This window comes from Shewanella sp. GD03713 (assembly GCF_029843705.1).
Lineage (GTDB): Bacteria > Pseudomonadota > Gammaproteobacteria > Enterobacterales > Shewanellaceae > Shewanella.
In genome coordinates this window covers 2,908,499-2,926,811 of sequence record NZ_JAOCIW010000001.1, presented here as the reverse complement: position 1 = coordinate 2,926,811, position 18,313 = coordinate 2,908,499, and the positions used below count along the sequence as shown (strand labels likewise).

The 18,313-nt window shown below is 47.7% G+C and carries 13 protein-coding genes and 5 tRNA genes; 15 read left to right on the top strand and 3 right to left on the bottom strand.

The features are described from left to right. Positions 1-749: 749 nt before the first annotated feature. The 14 genes from N5E87_RS12960 (at position 750) to N5E87_RS12895 (ending at position 10,362) form a co-directional block, all read left to right on the top strand. A complete protein-coding gene (locus tag N5E87_RS12960) occupies positions 750-2,930 on the top strand; it encodes a prolyl oligopeptidase family serine peptidase (RefSeq protein WP_086904824.1) in 2,181 nt (726 codons plus the stop codon). 170 nt (positions 2,931-3,100) lie between these two features. Beyond that, entirely contained in the window at positions 3,101-3,502 is a 402-nt protein-coding gene (gene ybgC, locus N5E87_RS12955; RefSeq protein WP_086904823.1) for a tol-pal system-associated acyl-CoA thioesterase, read from the top strand. Continuing rightward, positions 3,492-4,178: a protein TolQ gene (gene tolQ, locus N5E87_RS12950; protein ID WP_011623131.1), complete on the top strand. Its 687-nt coding sequence runs from the start codon at positions 3,492-3,494 to the stop codon at positions 4,176-4,178. The genes ybgC and tolQ overlap by 11 nt, the downstream gene beginning before the upstream one ends. After that, positions 4,178-4,612 (top strand): protein TolR, encoded by a 435-nt coding sequence (gene tolR / locus N5E87_RS12945; RefSeq protein ID WP_011623130.1) that lies wholly within the window; start codon positions 4,178-4,180, stop codon positions 4,610-4,612. Before tolQ ends, tolR begins: the two co-directional genes overlap by 1 nt. Then, entirely contained in the window at positions 4,613-5,635 is a 1,023-nt protein-coding gene (tolA, locus tag N5E87_RS12940) for a cell envelope integrity protein TolA (protein WP_011717445.1), read from the top strand. Positions 5,636-5,644: 9 nt separating this feature from the next. After that, complete coding sequence (gene tolB / locus N5E87_RS12935) at positions 5,645-6,973, top strand: Tol-Pal system beta propeller repeat protein TolB (RefSeq protein WP_011623128.1); 1,329 nt, start codon at positions 5,645-5,647, stop codon at positions 6,971-6,973. Positions 6,974-7,019: 46 nt separating this feature from the next. After that, entirely contained in the window at positions 7,020-7,556 is a 537-nt protein-coding gene (pal, locus tag N5E87_RS12930) for a peptidoglycan-associated lipoprotein Pal (RefSeq protein ID WP_086904822.1), read from the top strand. A 24-nt stretch (positions 7,557-7,580) separates the two neighbouring features. After that, positions 7,581-8,333 (top strand): tol-pal system protein YbgF, encoded by a 753-nt coding sequence (ybgF, locus tag N5E87_RS12925; RefSeq protein ID WP_055648393.1) that lies wholly within the window; start codon positions 7,581-7,583, stop codon positions 8,331-8,333. A 142-nt stretch (positions 8,334-8,475) separates the two neighbouring features. Beyond that, positions 8,476-8,551, top strand: a tRNA-Lys gene (locus N5E87_RS12920). Positions 8,552-8,605: 54 nt separating this feature from the next. Continuing rightward, positions 8,606-8,681: transfer RNA gene (locus tag N5E87_RS12915), tRNA-Lys, on the top strand. Positions 8,682-8,716: 35 nt separating this feature from the next. Beyond that, positions 8,717-8,792: transfer RNA gene (locus N5E87_RS12910), tRNA-Lys, on the top strand. A gap of 37 nt (positions 8,793-8,829) precedes the next feature. Further along, positions 8,830-8,917: transfer RNA gene (locus N5E87_RS12905), tRNA-Lys, on the top strand. A gap of 38 nt (positions 8,918-8,955) precedes the next feature. Beyond that, positions 8,956-9,031 (top strand) — tRNA-Lys (locus N5E87_RS12900). Between the two features lie 167 nt (positions 9,032-9,198). Next, a complete protein-coding gene (locus N5E87_RS12895; RefSeq protein ID WP_086902148.1) occupies positions 9,199-10,362 on the top strand; it encodes a DcaP family trimeric outer membrane transporter in 1,164 nt (387 codons plus the stop codon). 58 nt (positions 10,363-10,420) lie between these two features. Here N5E87_RS12895 and N5E87_RS12890 read toward each other — a convergent pair whose 3' ends face one another. From N5E87_RS12890 to acs, 3 genes are all read right to left on the bottom strand, one after another. Then, positions 10,421-10,681: a GrxA family glutaredoxin gene (locus N5E87_RS12890; protein WP_011072684.1), complete on the bottom strand. Its 261-nt coding sequence runs from the start codon at positions 10,679-10,681 to the stop codon at positions 10,421-10,423. A gap of 60 nt (positions 10,682-10,741) precedes the next feature. After that, positions 10,742-12,514 carry a DEAD/DEAH box helicase gene (locus tag N5E87_RS12885; protein ID WP_086902147.1) on the bottom strand — a complete coding sequence of 591 codons (1,773 nt, stop codon included), beginning with the start codon at positions 12,512-12,514 and terminating at the stop codon, positions 10,742-10,744. Positions 12,515-12,740: 226 nt separating this feature from the next. Further along, positions 12,741-14,693 (bottom strand): acetate--CoA ligase, encoded by a 1,953-nt coding sequence (acs, locus tag N5E87_RS12880; RefSeq protein WP_086902146.1) that lies wholly within the window; start codon positions 14,691-14,693, stop codon positions 12,741-12,743. Between the two features lie 175 nt (positions 14,694-14,868). Here acs and N5E87_RS12875 point away from each other — a divergent pair, with 175 nt between their 5' ends. Then, positions 14,869-18,309 carry a NahK/ErcS family hybrid sensor histidine kinase/response regulator gene (locus N5E87_RS12875; protein WP_126511525.1) on the top strand — a complete coding sequence of 1,147 codons (3,441 nt, stop codon included), beginning with the start codon at positions 14,869-14,871 and terminating at the stop codon, positions 18,307-18,309. Positions 18,310-18,313: the final 4 nt, after the last annotated feature.

Sequence of the window (18,313 nt, the reverse complement as noted above, 5' to 3'; positions counted from 1 at the left end):
TTCGGGAGCCTCACAGGCATCTCACTCCCGTGTTACATTGACTTAAAAGGGAATAACCATTTCTTCGTCAATGCGCCTTGGATTGAGAGGCCTGTGAGGCTCTGAACTGATTAGATATTTAATGTGATTGGTATTAAAAGTGCGGCAATGCTAAGAGTGACGTCAAGGCATAAGTTTATTGCTGCGTTTTTAGGGAAGAGGATTAGATTTTTATGTAACAAAAAACGACTGAAAATCGCTAGAATTTCGCGGTGTGTTTGAATCGAGATAAAAAAAAGCCCGCTTAATCTAAGCGGGCCGCAAAAAATGCATTTGCAATCAACAAATTGAAGGAAGGAAGTCAAGCATAAGAACCAGGGATGAACTGACATCTTAAAAAGACACCAGTTTAAAAGTTCTTTGTTTTCCATATCCGCTAGCGGATATCTCCTGAAAACAAGCACATTCTAGTGCGTCCCAAGGGCTCAAGCAAACGAGAAAAATTGCCTAGACACATTAGTAAAACTAATGACTAATTAAGTGATTTAGCTCACTTAAGTCACTATTTAGCTTGATTAACAGCTTGTCAGTCAGAATTAATGCATAAAAATACACTTCAATAAACTCATCATTGCTACCACTTTGTTAAATCTTGCCTCTTAGCGAGAAAAGCTCATCTTTTGCTGCGGCATTGCCATGAAAAATTTTGCTTGTATAGTACTTGCTGCAAAAGAGCGTTAAGCCGGATATCACTAAAAGGACGATAAAAGATGGCATTAAGATTTCGCCTTGCCCAGCAAGGTTTATTAGTGGCCACATTGGGCATGGCGTTGGCCGCCTGCCAGAGTGGCAATACGCCAGAAGAGGCCGCACAGCAGGTCAGCGCCAACAAATTGGTTTACCCAGAAACCCGAAAAGACAACTTAGTCGAGACGATTCACGGTGTTGCAGTGGCGGACCCTTACCGTCACCTTGAAGAAAACACGCCAGAAACCGAAAGCTGGGTCAAAGAACAACAGGCCTTTGGTCAAGCATACCTAGCGAAGATCCCCAACAAACAAGCCGTGGTTGACCGTATCACAGAGCTGTGGAACTACGAGAAAATCTCTGCTCCTTTCGAGAATGGCGATAACCAGTTTTATTACCGTAACGATGGTTTACAAGCGCAATCTGTACTCTATGTAAAAGGCAAAGATGGCGTTGAGAAACCTGTACTGGATCCAAATGGTTTTTCAGCCGATGGGACTGTGGCGCTTTCCGGCGTATCAGTCAGTAATGACGGCAAGATTTTAGCCTATGGAGTGTCTAAGTCAGGCTCTGACTGGCAGCAGTGGCAGTTTATCGATATTGCCACGGGTAAAAAGCTTAAAGATGAACTCAACTGGATTAAATTCTCCAGCGCAGTGTGGGATAAGGAAAACCAAGGTGTTTTCTATGCCCGTTACGATGCACCCGCGGGCGGTGATTTACTGGCTGATGTGAATTTTAATCAAAAAGTGTATTACCACAAGTTAGGCACAGATCAGCGCCAAGATTTATTGATTTACGAACGCCCACAAAATAAAGACTGGGGCTTCGGCATCGATGTGTCTGAGCAGGGCGAATATTTACTGTTGTCAATTTCCCAAGGCACAGACAAACGGAATCGTTTCTTCTATAAATCACTGTTTGAACCTAAAGCGCAGGTGGTGGAATTAATCCTTAACCTCGAGGCGGAATATGAGTTTTTAGGCAATGATGGCGCCGTATTTTATTTCAAGACCGATTTAGATGCGCCAAACGGTAAAGTGATTGCCATCGATACCCGTAATAGTGATAAATCCCAGTGGCAAACCATTATTCCAGAATCGAAAGATCCTATTAATAAAGTGGCCATTATTAATGACCATTTAGTCGTGAGTTATTTGCACGATGTATTGGGACAGTTATCGATTTTCAGCATGGGCGGACAAAAGCGTCAGGATGTCACTTTACCTGGTAAAGGTAATGTTGCCGGACCTTTCGGCAAGGCGAGCAAAGACTATTTCTACTATGTCTTTAACAGCTATATTCAACCCGAAACTACCTATAAGTTCGATTTTAAAACGGCAGAGTCGACAGTGGTTGCTAAGCCGCAGGTGTCGTTCAATCCCGATGACTATGTGTCTGAGCAAGTATTTTACACCAGCAAGGACGGTACTCGCGTCCCTATGATGGTGTCCTACAAGAAGGGGCTGGTGAAGAATGGTCAAAACCCAACGCTACTCTATGCCTATGGTGGTTTTGCGATTTCAATGACTCCGCGTTTTAGTCCTGCCAACATCGCTTGGTTAGATATGGGCGGCATTTACGCCGTACCAAGCCTACGTGGCGGCGCCGATTACGGTGAAAGCTGGCACCAAGCTGGGATGTTCGATAAAAAGCAAAATGTGTTTGATGACTATTTTGCGGCGGCCGAATACCTAATCAACGAAAAATACACTAACAGTACTAAGTTAGGTGCTTATGGTCGCAGTAACGGTGGTTTGTTGATGGGCGCTGCTGTCACTCAACGTCCTGAACTGTTTGCCGCCGTGTTACCGGCCGTGGGGGTGCTGGATATGTTGCGCTTCCACAAGTTCACCATTGGTTGGGCTTGGACCAGTGAATACGGCAGTGCCGACAACGCTGAGCAATTCCCTGCCTTATTGGCTTACTCGCCTTACCATAACGTTAAAGTCCAGGCCTATCCTGCGACTATGGTGATGACGGCCGATCACGATGACCGCGTAGTTCCGCTACACAGCTTTAAGTTTGCTGCCATGATGCAAGAGAAGCAGCAGGGCGATAAACCCGTCATTATACGCATTGAGTCTAATGCAGGGCACGGTGCCGGCAAACCAACAGCGATGAAGATCGACGAGTTTGCCGACATTTACAGCTTCCTGTGGCAAAGCTTCGGGCTGACATTGCCGCAAACTCTCGCAAAATAGCGAACTATGTTAATGAAATGGGGTCGTTTGACCCCATTGTTATTTACAAATCCCTCAATTGCGCTGAAACCCGCGCTATCCCTATCTATATCTTCGTCGGGTCATTCACAAGTCTTGTTTCCCTAGGTATAGTAAGCGTCAATTTTTCAACCAAAATTTGCTGATTTCAAATGACGTTTAATTGGCCCATTTCAGTCTATTACGAAGACACCGACGCAGGCGGCGTTGTCTATCATTCGAACTATCTCAATTTTTTTGAGCGGGCGCGAACCGAGTGGTTAAGAGCCTTAGGCGTAAGCCAGACTGCACTGTTAGCCGATGATACGGCGTTTGTGGTTAAGCGGGCGGAATTGGATTTTAAAAAAGCCGCGCGTTTTGAACAGAACCTTATTGTAGAAACTAAGGTCATAGAGTTGAAAAAGGCCTCGTTGGTATTTCATCAACGTTTGGTTGATCATCTGGGAGACTGTTATTGTGAAGGTACAGTGCTAGTGGCCTGTGTTGCCTTATCACGAATGCGTCCCCGAGCTATTCCCTTAAATATTGTGCAGGAGTTTGACAGTGCAAGCTGATATGTCGATTGTTGGGTTATTTTTACAAGCCAGTTTATTAGTGAAATTTGTGATGTTCACTTTACTTTGCTTGTCTGTAATGTCTTGGACGGTGATTTTACAACGCCGTAGCTTATTGACATCTGCAAAAAGTAAATCGGCAAAATTTGAAGATAAATTTTGGTCAGGCGTTGATTTAAATCGTCTGTATAAAGAATTATCGGCTCGTCCAGATAATACTGGCTTAGAGTCATTATTTGTGACGGGTTTTAAAGAATATTCACGTCTAAATAAATTAAATAACAAAGTGCCCGATGCGGTGATGGATGGGACTTCACGTGCCATGCGCGTCACCTTATCTCGTGAATTAGAAAAGTTAGAAGCCAACTTACCTTTATTGGCAACTATTGGTTCGACTAGCCCTTATATCGGTTTGTTTGGTACGGTATGGGGTATTATGAATTCATTTATCGCTATCGGCTCAATGGAAAACGCGACGCTCGCCATGGTGGCGCCAGGTATTGCAGAAGCACTGATTGCAACCGCAATGGGTCTGTTTGCGGCCATTCCAGCCGTTATCGCTTATAACCGTTTTGCGACTCAAGTTGAAAAGCTGGAAATCGGTTACGCTAACTTTATGGAAGAGTTTTCTAGCATCCTGCATCGCCAAGCATACAGTGAGAAGGAAGGCGTATAATGCAAGTCGGTTATCAGCGTAAACGTCGTCGCCCCGTTGCCGAAATCAACGTGGTGCCTTATATCGACGTCATGCTCGTGCTGCTGATTATTTTTATGGTAACAGCGCCGATTGTGACCCAAGGGGTGAAAGTGGAGCTGCCTCAAGGGGCGGCCGAGGTTCTGCCAGCGGACAGTAAGCCGCCAGTGGTCGCGTCTATCGATGCTGACGGTGCTTATTTCCTCAATCAGGGCGGTTCTAATAACGAAGAGATGGAATTGGATGAGTTAGCCACCGCCGTCGCGGCGATCATGGTGACAGAGCCTGAACGCCCAGTGGTGGTGAAAGCCGATAGAAATATTCCTTACGATAACGTGATCCAATTGATGGTGACCCTGCAGCAAGCAGGCGTTCCCTCAGTCGGTTTGATGACGGATTCACCCAAGGAGAAATAGGTGGCGGATAATTCAAATGTTGCATTACCTCTGTCAATTTCAGCAGGTATTCATATTGGCGTGATAATTATTCTGGCCATTGGCATAGATTTCACCCATAAACCTGAACCTGTGCAACAAGTTAGCGCCCCTGCAGTAAAAGCTGTTATGGTTGATCAGCAAAAAGTGGCTAATCAAGTTGAAAAGCTTAAGCAGGAAAAGCGCGATGCTGAGCGCCGCGAACGTGAGCGCCAAGCCGAACTTGAACGCAAAGCACAGGAAGCAAAGCAAGCCCGTGAGCGTGAACAAGCACAGTTGAAGAAACTGGCGGAAGAACGTAAGCAGCAGGAAATTGAGACCCAAAAGGCCAATGATGCCGCGAAAGCCGCGCAGGTGAAGCAGCAGCAGGAAAAGGAAAAAGCGCAGAAAGCTGAAGCCGACCGCAAGCAGAAGGAGCAAGAACGTAAACTTGCTGAAGATGCAGCTCAAAAAGCGGCGGAAAAACGCAAAGTAGAAGAGGCCGCAGCCGCGAAAGCCGAGGCAGACCGTAAGCAGAAGGAAGCCGAAGCCAAGGCGAAAGCAGAGGCAGACGCTAAGGCCAAAGCGGAGGCAAAAGCCAAGGCAGATGCTGAAGCGAAAGCAAAAGCCGAAGCTAAGGCAAAAGCGGATGCAGAAGCTAAAGCGCGTGCCCAGCAAGAGCAGGAAATGGCTGATGCGTTAGCCGCCGAACAGGCTGCATTATCGCAAACCATGAATAAGCAAATGCAGACGGAAGTGGGTAAATACACCGCGATGATTAAATCGACGATTCAACGCAACCTGGTGGTTGACGAGTCGATGCGTGGTAAAACCTGTACTGTTTCTGTGCGTTTAGCCAACGATGGTTTTGTGATCAGCAGTCAGACACAGGGTGGCGATCCTAACGTTTGCCGTGCAGCAAAAGCGGCGATCTTAAAAGCGGGCAAGTTACCAGTGTCTCCGGATCCTGCGGTTTATAACTTGATGAAAGAAATTAACTTAATCGTTGAACCAACGTTTAATTAAAGGAGTCCCATGAAAATTTTGGCAAAATGGTTAGCATTGGCGGTTCTGCTTTGCACTATGCCGGCAAAAGCGGCGCTGGATATTGTGATCACTGAGGGTGTGGATGCGGCGCGTCCAATCGCAGTGATGCCATTCCAATGGCAAGGAGCGGGTGCACCACCTCAGGCGATCGCCGATGTGGTGATGTCAGATTTAATACGTAGCGGTACCTTCAAACCATTAGATGAATTAGGGTTACCACAACGTGGTATCGGTGCTTTAGCCCAGTTTGACGCGAGTGCGTGGGCCAATGTGGGTGCCGAAGCCGTTGTTGTAGGATCGGTAAAACCCTATGGCACAGATCAGTTTTTGGTGAGCTTTGACCTTATCGATTTGGTTAAAGCGCAAAACCAAGCGCTAAAAGGGCCTACCAGTGCGACAGAGTTTTTGATGGATAGTCGCCAAACGGTGATTTCTGCGGCGCAGTTCCGTCAATATGGCCACCGTATCAGCGATATCGTCTATGAGAAGCTGACGGGTATTCGTGGTGCTTTCTTAACCCGTATTTCCTACGTGGTGGTTAACCACAGCCAGAAAGCGGCTTATTCACTGATGATCGCCGACTATGACGGTTACAACGAGCAGATGTTGCTGCGCTCTCCAGAGCCGCTGATGTCTCCTTCTTGGTCACCCGATGGCCGTCGTTTAGCTTATGTCAGCTTTGAAAACAAAAAGGCTGAGATTTTTGTTCAGGATCTTTACACCCAAGTACGTACTAAGGTGAGTAGCTTCCCTGGCATTAACGGTGCACCGACATTCTCGCCCGATGGTAAATCCTTAGCTGTGACCCTCTCAAAGGATGGTCAACCTGAGATTTACGTTATCGATATCGCCACAAAGGCTGCAAAACGTATTACCAACCACTATTCCATCGATACTGAGCCATCTTGGTATCCCGATGGCAAGTCATTGTTGTTTACCTCCGAGCGCGGTGGTAGACCACAGTTATATCGTGTAGATTTAAATTCAGGCAAAGTGACCCGTGAAACCTTTGAAGGTGAATGGAATTTAGGTGGTTCAATTACCCCTGATGGTCGCAGCATGATTTTTGTGAATCGCACAAACGGTAAATTTAATATTGCACGTATGGATTTAAGTACGCGCTTTATGCAGGTGCTGACATCGACACGTTTGGACGAATCTCCAAGTGTGGCCCCTAATGGTACTATGGTGATTTATGGCACTACGTATCAAGGCAAGCAAGTTTTAGCAGCTGTTTCTACGGACGGACGCTTTAAAGCGAGATTACCGGTAGGTCAGGGCGAGGTAAAATCACCTTCTTGGTCTCCGTTTCTCTAATGTATTAGCTAGATTTATTCACATTTAATTTTATAAGGAACAGATAATGGATCTGAACAAGTTGTTAAAAGCTATGTTGGTAGCACTTCCAATTATGGCTATTAGTGCGTGTAGCTCAACTTCTGAATCAGAAACTGATGCAATGGGCTCTACAAGCGGTTCTGGTAGCGAACTGAATGGTGGTGGCGTTCAAACTGGCGGTATTGGTGGAATGTTGTCACCTGAAGAGCAACAACGTCAGCAACTCGAGCAGTTGAGAAAAGAACACATCATTTACTTCGATTTCGACCGCAGTGAAGTTCAAACTGAATATGCCGCTGTACTCGAAGCACACGGTACTTATTTAGTTGAGCACCCAAGCGTACGCGTATTGATTGAAGGTCATGCCGATGAGCGTGGCACACCAGAATACAACATCGCACTGGGTGAGCGTCGTGCTAAAGCTGTTGCTAAATACTTACAAGGCATGGGTGTACAACCTAGCCAAATGAGCATCGTAAGCTATGGCGAAGAGAAGCCACTTGACTTCACTCGTACCGATGAAGGTTTTGCTAAAAACCGTCGTGCAGTTTTAGTTTACTAAGATTGAATTACGGAGAGTAACTAGATGAAACGTGCCGTCTTAATTACGGCAATGTTCTTCGGCGCAGGAGCTGCAGTGGCAGCTCCTGCTCCTGTTGAAGATATTGCTGGTGGTTCAGGTGATGACAGACTTGCTCGTTTAGAGCGCATTGTAAAATCGAGACAACAAAGCGAAATTGATATGCAGCGCCGTCTGGATACTTTGCAGCAAGAAGTTCTCGACTTACGTGGTTTGACCGAACAACAGAATTATCAAATAGAGCAGATGCAACAACGTCAGCGTCAGCTTTACGATGAAATTGCCAATTTATCCTCCAAAGCCGCTGCCGCGCCAGCTGCTTCTACCCCTGCAACGCCCGCTGCTGCCGCAGCAACCGCTAATGCCGCCGCCAGTAGCTTAAGTGAAACGGCCAGCTACGAAGGTGCGGTGAACTTAGTGCTGAAAGAGCGCAAGTATGACGATGCTATCCCAGCGTTTCGCGCCTTCATTAAACAGTATCCGGATTCAGTTTATGCTGCCAATGCCAACTATTGGTTAGGACAGTTACTGTTTAACAAGAGTGAATTTGCTGAAGCCAAACAAGCCTTCAATACCGTCGTGACCCGTTTTAGTGATTCCAACAAACGTGGTGACAGTTTAGTGAAGCTTGGCATGATCGCAGAGAAAACCGGTGATAAAGCCGGTGCGACTCAATACTACCAACAAGTGGTAAAAGACTACGCCAACAGCGCTGCAGCACGCATTGCCCAACAACAATTGGCTGCAATTAAAGCATAATTAACTAAAAAACATACTCTTAGTCTGTTTTTCATGCAAACGACAAAAAATTGGGAATTTACGCTTGCATGGGAAAATGAAAAAGGTATTATAGGCGCCCTCGGAACGGCGAGGTCGTTCGGGGCGCAAAATACCAGTAAATGGGTCGTTAGCTCAGTCGGTAGAGCAGTTGGCTTTTAACCAATTGGTCGAAGGTTCGAATCCTTCACGACCCACCACTTACTCTAGTAAATAGAATAAGTTAGCGGTATTTGAAGTGTTGTAAATAAGATGGGTCGTTAGCTCAGTCGGTAGAGCAGTTGGCTTTTAACCAATTGGTCGAAGGTTCGAATCCTTCACGACCCACCACTTTTCTGACAGTGTAAAATTCAGAATCCTTAGATGGGTCGTTAGCTCAGTCGGTAGAGCAGTTGGCTTTTAACCAATTGGTCGAAGGTTCGAATCCTTCACGACCCACCACTTTACTGAAAGTGAATAAATCAGTGCAAAAACAAATGGGTCGTTAGCTCAGTCGCTTATTTTATAAAGCTAGGGCAGTTGGCTTTTAACCAATCAGTCGAATGGTTTAAATCCTTCACGATTCAGCACTTTTCTGACAGTGTAAAATTCAGAGTCCTTAGATGGGTCGTTAGCTCAGTCGGTAGAGCAGTTGGCTTTTAACCAATTGGTCGAAGGTTCGAATCCTTCACGACCCACCACTCTTAAATTCCCTAGTAAACTCTTCCTCAGCCTGTAATCACAAAGCATTTTCGCTTTATTTTTAGCATTTTCTACTTTTGTCTCATAGACTTATTGCCAATGTTGCTCGCTTGTTAAATTGTCCATATTGGCTGCGGACAAATAATAACAACTGGGGAAACATAAAATGAAACAAGCAAAACTTAGCTTGCTTTACTCTGCAACCTTATTGGCATTTATGGGCTCTGCCAATGCGGCTTCTTTAAAAAATACTGACGTTGAATTTGGTGGCTATATCAAGGCTGATGTAATGTTCAGTGATTATGGCAATGGGGCGCCTGATTCAGGGGATTTATCCCGTCAGTTTTATGTTCCGGGTACCATTTACGGTAAAGAAGGCAATGGTAACCAAGTGGTGGATTTCCAAGCCCGTGAGACGCGATTCAATTTTAAGGCGGTAACGGATCTTGATGGCCATAGCTTATCGGGCTTTATTGAGCTGGATTTTATGACCCACACAGATGGCAATGAGCGGGTGTCTAACAGCTATTCACCACGTATCCGCCATGCCTATGTGTCCTATGATAATTGGACCGTAGGTCAAACCTGGACCACATTCCAAAACCCTGCGGCCTTGCCCGAAAACCTCGACTTTGTGGGTGCCGCAGATGGTACGCCCTTTGTGCGCCAATCCTTACTGCGTTATACCCATGGTAATTTCCAATTTGCGATAGAAAACCCTGAAACAACGGTAACACCGAACCAAGGTGGTGCACGCATCACCAGCGGAAATGGTGTCGTGCCTGATGTGGTGGCTCGATACAATCTCAAGACGGACGGCGGCGCTTCATTCTCGTTTGCAGGTATTGCTCGGCAACTCAATTTAGAAACCAAAATCGGTACGACTCAAATCGATAGTTCGAGCTTCGGTTACGGCGCCAGTGTGGCGGGGATTATTCCAATTGGTAAAGATGATCTGCGCTTTACCGCAACCTATGGTGACGGTTTAGGGCGTTATATGGCGCTTAACTATATTAATGCCGGCGTGTTAGATGCGAGCGGCGATATTGAATCCATTCGTACCTTCGGCGGCTTTGTGTCTTACCGTCATTGGTGGAACGAACAGTGGCGCACCAGTGTGACATTCTCAGGCATGCAAGCAGATAATGATGTGGCCTTAACGGGCACAGGGGTGAATAAGGATGCTTATTCTGGCTATATCAACCTGTTGTATTCCCCTAGCAAACCACTGACCTTTGGGGTGGAATATATGTATGCCCAGAATAGTAAAGAGAATGGTGATGATGGTGATTTAAGCCGGATCATCTTCTCGGCGAAGTATGTGCTCTAAGGTTTTATAGAGATAAATAAAAAGGAGACCTCAGGTCTCCTTTTACATCACATTAGGATTAACCTAACAGATTGTTATCGCGAACATATTGTTCGAAATCGGTGCAACCACCTACGTGTTTTTCATCAACGAAAATCTGTGGCACAGTTTCGACTGGCTTGCCGACAGTCTTCTCGAGATCCGCTTTAGAAATCCCTTCGGCGTGAATATCCACGTATCTAAATTTAAAGTCATCACGTTTTTCAACGAGTTGCTCTGACAGTTGTACTGCTCGCACGCAATAAGGACAGCCAGGACGGCCAAAAATAACAACGTACATAATAGCTCCTTAGGATTACTTTAAGCGTTTTATACCATAGCGCTAACCGAATTGATAATGTCAGATGTGTTTATTTTCAGTTTGATAGCGCCCTTGGTAATCGAAATAGCTTTCGAGCAGATCCCAGCCTTTTTTATGCTTTTTCAGCAGTAACAGATCTGGCATCCGAAAGGAGGCACTATCGGCAATGAGCTCAGACACTTTTTTGTATTGCTTAGGTTTTAGGCCCAGCGTGCGACTATGGGGGAAAATAAATAGCGCATACAAGGCACGCCATTGGGCGGGCGTTTGCAGTTTAAAGCGTCGATTAAACTCATTTCCCTCAATGTCCAGATATTGCACCTTAAGATCGCCCGCATCATCCATTAACGTCATATGCTGGCAGCGGAACAGATGATGGTGTTGTTTATTCAATACTTGCTTAAGACGTTTATCGGGGTCGATTAAGGTCGACTGGCAATGCTGGCAAATACGCGCTGCTATGTCGTTCTCTTGTCCGCAATCTGGACAGGATTTAGATCTAAATCGAAAGTCACATTGCTGCTTTTGCCCATGATGCTCGACTATGCCCTGACAGCGACGGCCAAAGTGTTCGATAATATCGCCATCATTGCCGGTTAATCCCCAAAAGATATTGGCAAACTGGCAGACAGGGCAGTGCACTTGTACCGGAACCGACTTGCTATTGGGTTTGGCTTGACCTACTTCTGGAAAATACAAATCATAGCCATTGGCAGCGTAATCAATCACTAAACAATCTTTTTTACCTTCACAGATCCTAAGACCGCGGCCAATCATTTGCTGAAACAAACTCACCGATGCGGTGGGGCGTAAAATCGCAATCAAATCGACATGGGGCGCATCGAATCCGGTGGTCAATACCGCGACGTTGACAAGGAACTTAAGCTCCCTCGCTTTAAAGCGCTCGATAAGTTCATCACGTTCGTTATCTGGCGTTTGCGCCGTGACGATTGCCGTTTGCTCGCCGTGCTCCTTGTTAAGCTGGCTGACAATTTCCTCAGCATGGCGCACTGTTGCCGCAAAAATAATGATCCCTTGGCGATGGTGACTCAGTTCAATCAGTTGCTTCACAATCGCCGTTGTCGCGCGTCCAGCGTGGTTCAGCAGCGCATTGACTTGGGTTTCGGGATATTCGCCATTGTCATTGGGCTTGATTTGGCTGAAGTCATATTGGGCGCTTAAACCATCAAATAAAGTGGGCGCGGTTAAATAGCCTTGTTTAATCAGCGGACGGATGGGGAGCTCGAAAATACACTGCTCGAAGATCCCAAGTTCAGGCGAGCCGACTTTGCCGTGGTAGTGGTGTTTGTAAATCCAACCTGTCCCGAGCCGATAGGGAGTGGCTGTGAGGCCTAATAATTTGAGCTTGGGATTACGCTCTTGTAAATGACTTAAGAGCTGCTGGTATTGGCTGGTTTTTTCGAGGCTGACTCTATGGCACTCATCGATAATCACCAGCGAGAAGGGCTCATCGAATTGAGTTAAGGCGCGCGCGGCGGATTGGATACTGGCCACGACGGTTTTGCCGTCAGTCGATTTTTGATTTAACCCAGCGGAGTAAATGCTGGCCTCAGTCGTCAGTAATCCGACCTTTTGCGCGTTTTGGGCAACCAGTTCCTTCACATGGGTTAAAACCAGCACTCGTCCTCTGGCGATGCGGGCCAGCTCGGCAATAACGATACTTTTTCCTGCACCCGTTGGTAGCACTAACACGGCGGAATCGGTGCTTTTTTTGAAATGCTCGATGGCGGCATCGACGGCTTGTTGCTGATAATCCCTGAGGGTAACGCTTGGGCTGGAATTAACTGACACGCTATTAGATATTCTTGGTCGACTGAGTTTGGTGCCAAGCTTAACACAGAACCAAAAAAATGCCCCTTGGTTGGAGGGGCAACTAAGAGAAAGGGGCAATCAGGCACTTTCTCAACAGGGTTTGCTTCATTTAAAGGAACCAGTACTCGATGGAGTCAGGTTCAAACGTACAGGAGCTAAAGCAGCGCTTAACCGTGATAAATCACGATTAAGCGCGGGATAACGATTACTCGTTACGATTCAAGCGAGTTTCAATCAAGGTCTCAATCACGGCTGGATCGGCCAGTGTTGATGCATCACCTAAGTTGGTCACTTCGTTCGCGGCAATCTTACGCAGGAAGCGGCGCATGATTTTGCCTGAACGGGTCTTAGGTAATCCTGTTGCCCACTGGATAAGATCCGGTGTGGCTAGGGCACCAATTTCTTTGCGAACCCATTGGCGCAGCTCTTGGCGAAGTTCTTCACTCTCTTCTGTTCCGCGGGTTAAGGTCACATAGGCGTAAATACCTTGGCCTTTAATATCATGGGGATAGCCCACAACAGCGGCTTCAGCGACCAGTTCGTGTGATACCAGTGCACTTTCTACTTCAGCGGTACCTAATCTGTGGCCGGAGACGTTAATCACATCGTCCACACGGCCGGTGATCCAGTAGTAACCGTCTTCATCGCGGCGCGCGCCGTCACCGGTAAAGTACATGCCACGGAAGGTTTTGAAGTAGGTCAGTACGAAGCGTTCATGGTCGCCATAAACGGTACGCATTTGGCCTGGCCATGAGTCGAGCAGTACCAAGTTACCTTCGGTTGCGCCTTCTAAAATGTTACCCATGTTGTCCACGAGCGCCGGTTGTACTCCAAAGAAAGGGCGAGTTGCCGAGCCGGGTTTGGTATCGGTTGCGCCGGGTAATGGCGTAATTAAGATGCCGCCGGTTTCGGTTTGCCACCAGGTATCGACAATCGGGCAATGTTCATGGCCGATGACCTCGTGGTACCAGCGCCAAGCTTCAGGGTTGATAGGTTCACCCACTGAGCCCATGATGCGCAGCGAGCTGCCATCGTACTTATCAAAATGCTGTTTACCTTCGGCCATCAAAGCACGGATAAGTGTCGGTGCGGTGTAGAGAATATTCACCTTGTGGCGGTCAATCATCTCGCCTAAACGCGCAGGGCTTGGGTAATTAGGGATCCCTTCGTGGATTAGCACGGTCGCACCGTTCGCCAGTGGGCCGTACACCATGTAGGAATGACCCGTGATCCAACCCACATCTGCGGTACACCAGTAAATCTCACCGGGTTTGTAATCGAACACATACTCGTGGGTCATTGAGGCATAGACCATATAACCGCCAGTGGTGTGCAATACGCCCTTAGGATTACCGGTTGAGCCTGAGGTATAAAGTAAGAAGAGCGGATCTTCGGCGCCCATTTCTTCAATGGCGCAGTGCTCGGATGCGGTTTCAACCAGAGAGTGCCACCACACATCGCGGCCTTCTACCCAATCAACCTTGCCGCCAGTACGTTTAAGTACGATTACCTTCTCAACGCTGGTGACATCGGGATGCTTGAGCGCATCGTCGATGTTGCGCTTGAGTGGGATCGCACGGCCACCACGCATACCTTCATCGGCGGTGATAACCACTTTAGATTTACCGTCGATGACCCGTGAAGCGATCGAATCGGGTGAGAAGCCACCAAAGACGACCGAGTGCACGGCACCGATGCGGGCACAGGCCAGCATAGCCACCGCCGCTTCTGGCACCATTGGCATATAAATGGTCACAATATCGCCACGACGCACGCCTTGGCTGCGTAGGGCGTTGGCAAACTTACACACTTGAGTGTGCAGCTCACCGTAGGTGATTTTACGTTGTTCGCTGGCGTTATCGCCTTCCCAAATGATGGCAACGCGGTCGCTGTGCTCTGCTAGATGGCGATCTAAGCAGTTGGCTGAGGCGTTAAGGGTGCCGTCGTAGAACCAGTTAATCGATAAGTTATGATCGTCAAAAGTGGTTTTTTTGATTTTAGTGTATGGCTTTATCCAATCGATCCGTTTGCCGTGCTCTCTCCAGAAACCCTCTGGATTGACAATCGACTCTTGGTACATTTTTTTATATTGATCGTTATTTACAAGTGCATTGGCAGCGATATTGCCGGAGACTTTGTAGAGAGACTGCGAGCTCATAGGGCTTCCCTTTCTAAAAATTGCGTAGTCTGAGTATGGTATGCAAGGGGCTGGCAACTCCATTAGACCTTGGTCTAGTTTTAAAATTTCCTTTATATTTAGGCTGTTGCACTCGAAAATCTGGCTAGATTTCAGCCATTATTTATCGCACAATAATGGAAAAAAGAGCAAAAATATGAATCTAACCTTAGTCGTCGCCGTTATTGCTATTTGTTATGTCTCACTTTTATTCCTTTTAGCCTGGGGCGCGGAGCGTTGGTTTAGCGGCGTGACCAAGAAGCTGCAGGTCGGCATTTATGGCTTAAGTCTGGCGGTTTATTGTTCTTCTTGGAGCTTCTTAGGCACAGTAGGGCAGTCGGCTAATGATTTTTGGTCCTTCATCCCAATTTTTATCGGCCCAATTATTATTTTCACCTTAGGTTTTGGCATGCTGCGCAAGATGGTGCTCGTGTCTAAGGCGCAAAATATTACCTCGGTCGCCGACTTTATCGCCGCCCGTTACGGTAAGTCACAAACCTTAGCGGCCATTGTTACCCTCATCGCGCTATTTGGCATCATGCCCTACATTGCCCTGCAACTTAAGGCGATGGTGTTTAGCCTTAACTTGTTTCAGCCAGCAGACGATCCTTTAAACGGCATTACTATTCCTTTACTTATCACAGCGTTGCTGGCGATTTTTGCCATTTTATTTGGGACGCGTAAGCTCGACGCCACCGAGCATAACCCCGGTATGATGCTGGCGATTGCCTTTGAATCGTTAGTCAAACTGGCGGCATTTTTGTTGGTGGGGATTGTGATTAGCTTTGGCGTGTTCGATGGTTTTGGTGATATCTGGCAGCAGGCGAGCGAAAAAGCATTAATTAATTACCCAAATCCTCGAATCGAAGCCTTAATGCCTGAGCTGCTCGTCGGCATGGCGGCATTTTTATGTATGCCGCGGCAATTCCACGTGATGGTGGTGGAGTGTGCCGATGAATCGGTGTTGTCCAAGGGGCGCTGGTTATTCCCGCTGTATTTGGCCTTATTTGGCTTATTCGTTGGGCCACTGGCTTTAGCGGGTAAAGTGATCCTCGGTGATAGCGTTGCCGCCGATACTTATGTGATCAATTTACCGCTTGCCTTAGATCATCCACTGCTTGCCGTCATTGCGCTGTTAGGCACTTTATCTGCGGCAACCGGCATGGTGATTGTGGCGGTAGTGACGATAAGCGTGATGGTGAGTAACGAGTGGTTGGTGCCAGTGATGCTGCGCACGGGCAATATCCGTGAGAAAAACTTCAGCCAGTTTTCGCAGATGCTGTTAAATGCGCGCCGCCTTGCCATCGTTATCATCCTTGGTTTGGGTTATGGCAGTTATCTGGCGCTCGCCGACAGCGACTCGCTATCGCACCTTGGGATGTTATCCTTCGGGGCGTTTGCCCAGCTTGCTCCCGCGCTGGTGGGCGGGCTCTATTGGAAACACGGTAATCGTGCCGGGGTGTTTTTAGGCTTGAGTGTGGGTTTTGGTCTGTGGTTTTACATCATGCTAAGCGGCATGAATGATGGCCAAAATGTGGCGACCTTATTGTCGAGTAATATCGATCTGTTAGATGCCATTACCCCCAATGTGCGCGATGCCCTCACAGCCTTGTTCGCCAATATTGCCTGCTATATCTTAGGCTCGATTTGGTTTAGGGCAGGGGTGGCCGAGCGTATTCAGGCTAGCGCTTTTGTCAGCCCGGGTAAGCTTAAAAATAATGCCAATAAGAAAAATGGCCCTATCTCTCAGCAGGATTTGCTGATCTTAGCCAGCCGCTTTGTTAGCCCAACCCGCGCCTATGAAAGCTTTAGCCGATTCTCCACCGAGGCGGTTAAGAGTGATAGCTGGCACAAGGCTGCGACACCTGAGCTTATCGCCCACACCGAACGTTTACTGGCCGGTGTGCTTGGCGCTTCCAGTGCCTCCTTGGTGATGGACTCGGTTTTACAGGGGCGCGACTTGGCCTTGGATGAAGTCTTTAGCCTAGTGGATGAAGCCTCATCCAAAATCATGCTCAGCCAAGATATGCTGCGCGGGGCTATCGAGCATGCCTATGAAGGGATGAGCGTTATCGACAGCGATCTCAACTTGGTGGCATGGAACTACAAATACGTCGAGCTGTATCAATATCCTGAAGGATTTTTACAGCAAGGCATGCCGATTGGCGAAGTGATCCGCTTTAACGCGGCGCGGGGATATTGCGGCGAGGGGGATATTGAGTCGCAGGTCGAAAAACGCGTGCAGCATATGCGCAATGGCACGCCGCATACCTCAGAGCGGCAACGTAAAGACGGCAAAGTGATTAAAATTCAAGGTAATCCTATGCCCGATGGCGGCTTTGTGATGACCTTTACCGACATTACTCAATACCGTGAGCAGGAGCGCGCTTTGCTTGAGGCCAATGAAACCCTCGAATCGCGCGTCAAAGAGCGAACCTACGAGTTAGCCATGCTAAACAGTGAGTTACTTGAGGCCAAAGCGCAAGAAGAAATGGCGAACGCTTCTAAGAGTCGTTTCTTAGCGGCGGTAGGGCACGACTTAATGCAACCCTTGAATGCGGCAAGATTGTTTACCGCATCTTTGTCCCAGTATCCTAATTTGGACCGTGAGGCGCGCACCACCTTATCTCATGTGAATAGCTCGCTCAAAACCGCTGGCGAGTTACTCACCGACTTATTGGATATTTCGAAGCTGGATTCCGGCATGGTGGAAGTTAATCGCCGCGATTTTGCCATATCCGAGCTGCTCAATGGTCTGTCGGTCGAATTCGAGGCGATGGCGGCGGACAATCAAATTCGCTTTAAGATGATCCCCTGTAGCGCGACGGTTAACTCCGATCCTTCGCTACTGCGGCGCGTGTTGCAAAACTTCTTAACCAATGCTTACCGTTATGCCCGCGGTGGACGGGTGCTGTTTGGCTGTCGCCATCGCGGCAGTGAATTAGAGATCCAAGTATTGGATACGGGCTGCGGGATTGATGAGCACGAAACCCGCGAAATTTTCAAAGAGTTTAAGCGCTTAAATAATCCACGTAGTAAAAGTGTCAGCGGCCTCGGCCTCGGGCTGGCGATTGCCGATAGGATCAGCCGAGTGCTGAATCACGGGATCCAAGTGTCGTCGCAATTGGGTCGAGGCTCAGTGTTTTCTATCTGCGTGCCCCTAGGGGAAACCGTGCGTCAGCCGCAGGTGAAAGCATTGCCATCCTTATTGCAACCTTTGTCAGGGATTAAAGTTCTGTGTATCGACAACGAAGAAGCCATTTTAGCCGGGCTTGAGAGTCTACTCAGCCGTTGGCAGTGCGAGGTGATATGCGCCAAAGACTTGTCCGATGCGCGAATAAAATTAGGCCTAAAAGGGGTTGCGCCGGACATAGTGTTAGCGGATTTCCACTTGGACGATGGCCAAAACGGCGTCGATGCGATGGACGGGATCCGCGCGCTCTATGGCAAAGAGTTACCGGGGATTTTAATCACCGCCAATACTCGTAAAGAACTGGTGGAGGATGTGCAGCGCCGCGGTTATCACTACATGGCGAAAATGATTAAACCGGCGGCGCTGCGAGCCTTGATCTCAAGTCTTGTCAAAAAGGCTCAGTGACCAA

Bases quoted from the DNA above. Each gene is read 5' to 3' on its own strand.
- N5E87_RS12875 (WP_126511525.1), top strand. From the start codon at position 14,869: ATGAATCTAACCTTAGTCGTCGCCGTTATTGCTATTTGTTATGTCTCA.
- N5E87_RS12960 (WP_086904824.1), top strand. From the start codon at position 750: ATGGCATTAAGATTTCGCCTTGCCCAGCAAGGTTTATTAGTGGCCACA.
- ybgC (WP_086904823.1), top strand. From the start codon at position 3,101: ATGACGTTTAATTGGCCCATTTCAGTCTATTACGAAGACACCGACGCA.
- N5E87_RS12895 (WP_086902148.1), top strand. From the start codon at position 9,199: ATGAAACAAGCAAAACTTAGCTTGCTTTACTCTGCAACCTTATTGGCA.
- ybgF (WP_055648393.1), top strand. From the start codon at position 7,581: ATGAAACGTGCCGTCTTAATTACGGCAATGTTCTTCGGCGCAGGAGCT.
- tolR (WP_011623130.1), top strand. From the start codon at position 4,178: ATGCAAGTCGGTTATCAGCGTAAACGTCGTCGCCCCGTTGCCGAAATC.
- tolB (WP_011623128.1), top strand. From the start codon at position 5,645: ATGAAAATTTTGGCAAAATGGTTAGCATTGGCGGTTCTGCTTTGCACT.
- pal (WP_086904822.1), top strand. From the start codon at position 7,020: ATGGATCTGAACAAGTTGTTAAAAGCTATGTTGGTAGCACTTCCAATT.
- N5E87_RS12890 (WP_011072684.1), bottom strand. From the start codon at position 10,681: ATGTACGTTGTTATTTTTGGCCGTCCTGGCTGTCCTTATTGCGTGCGA.
- acs (WP_086902146.1), bottom strand. From the start codon at position 14,693: ATGAGCTCGCAGTCTCTCTACAAAGTCTCCGGCAATATCGCTGCCAAT.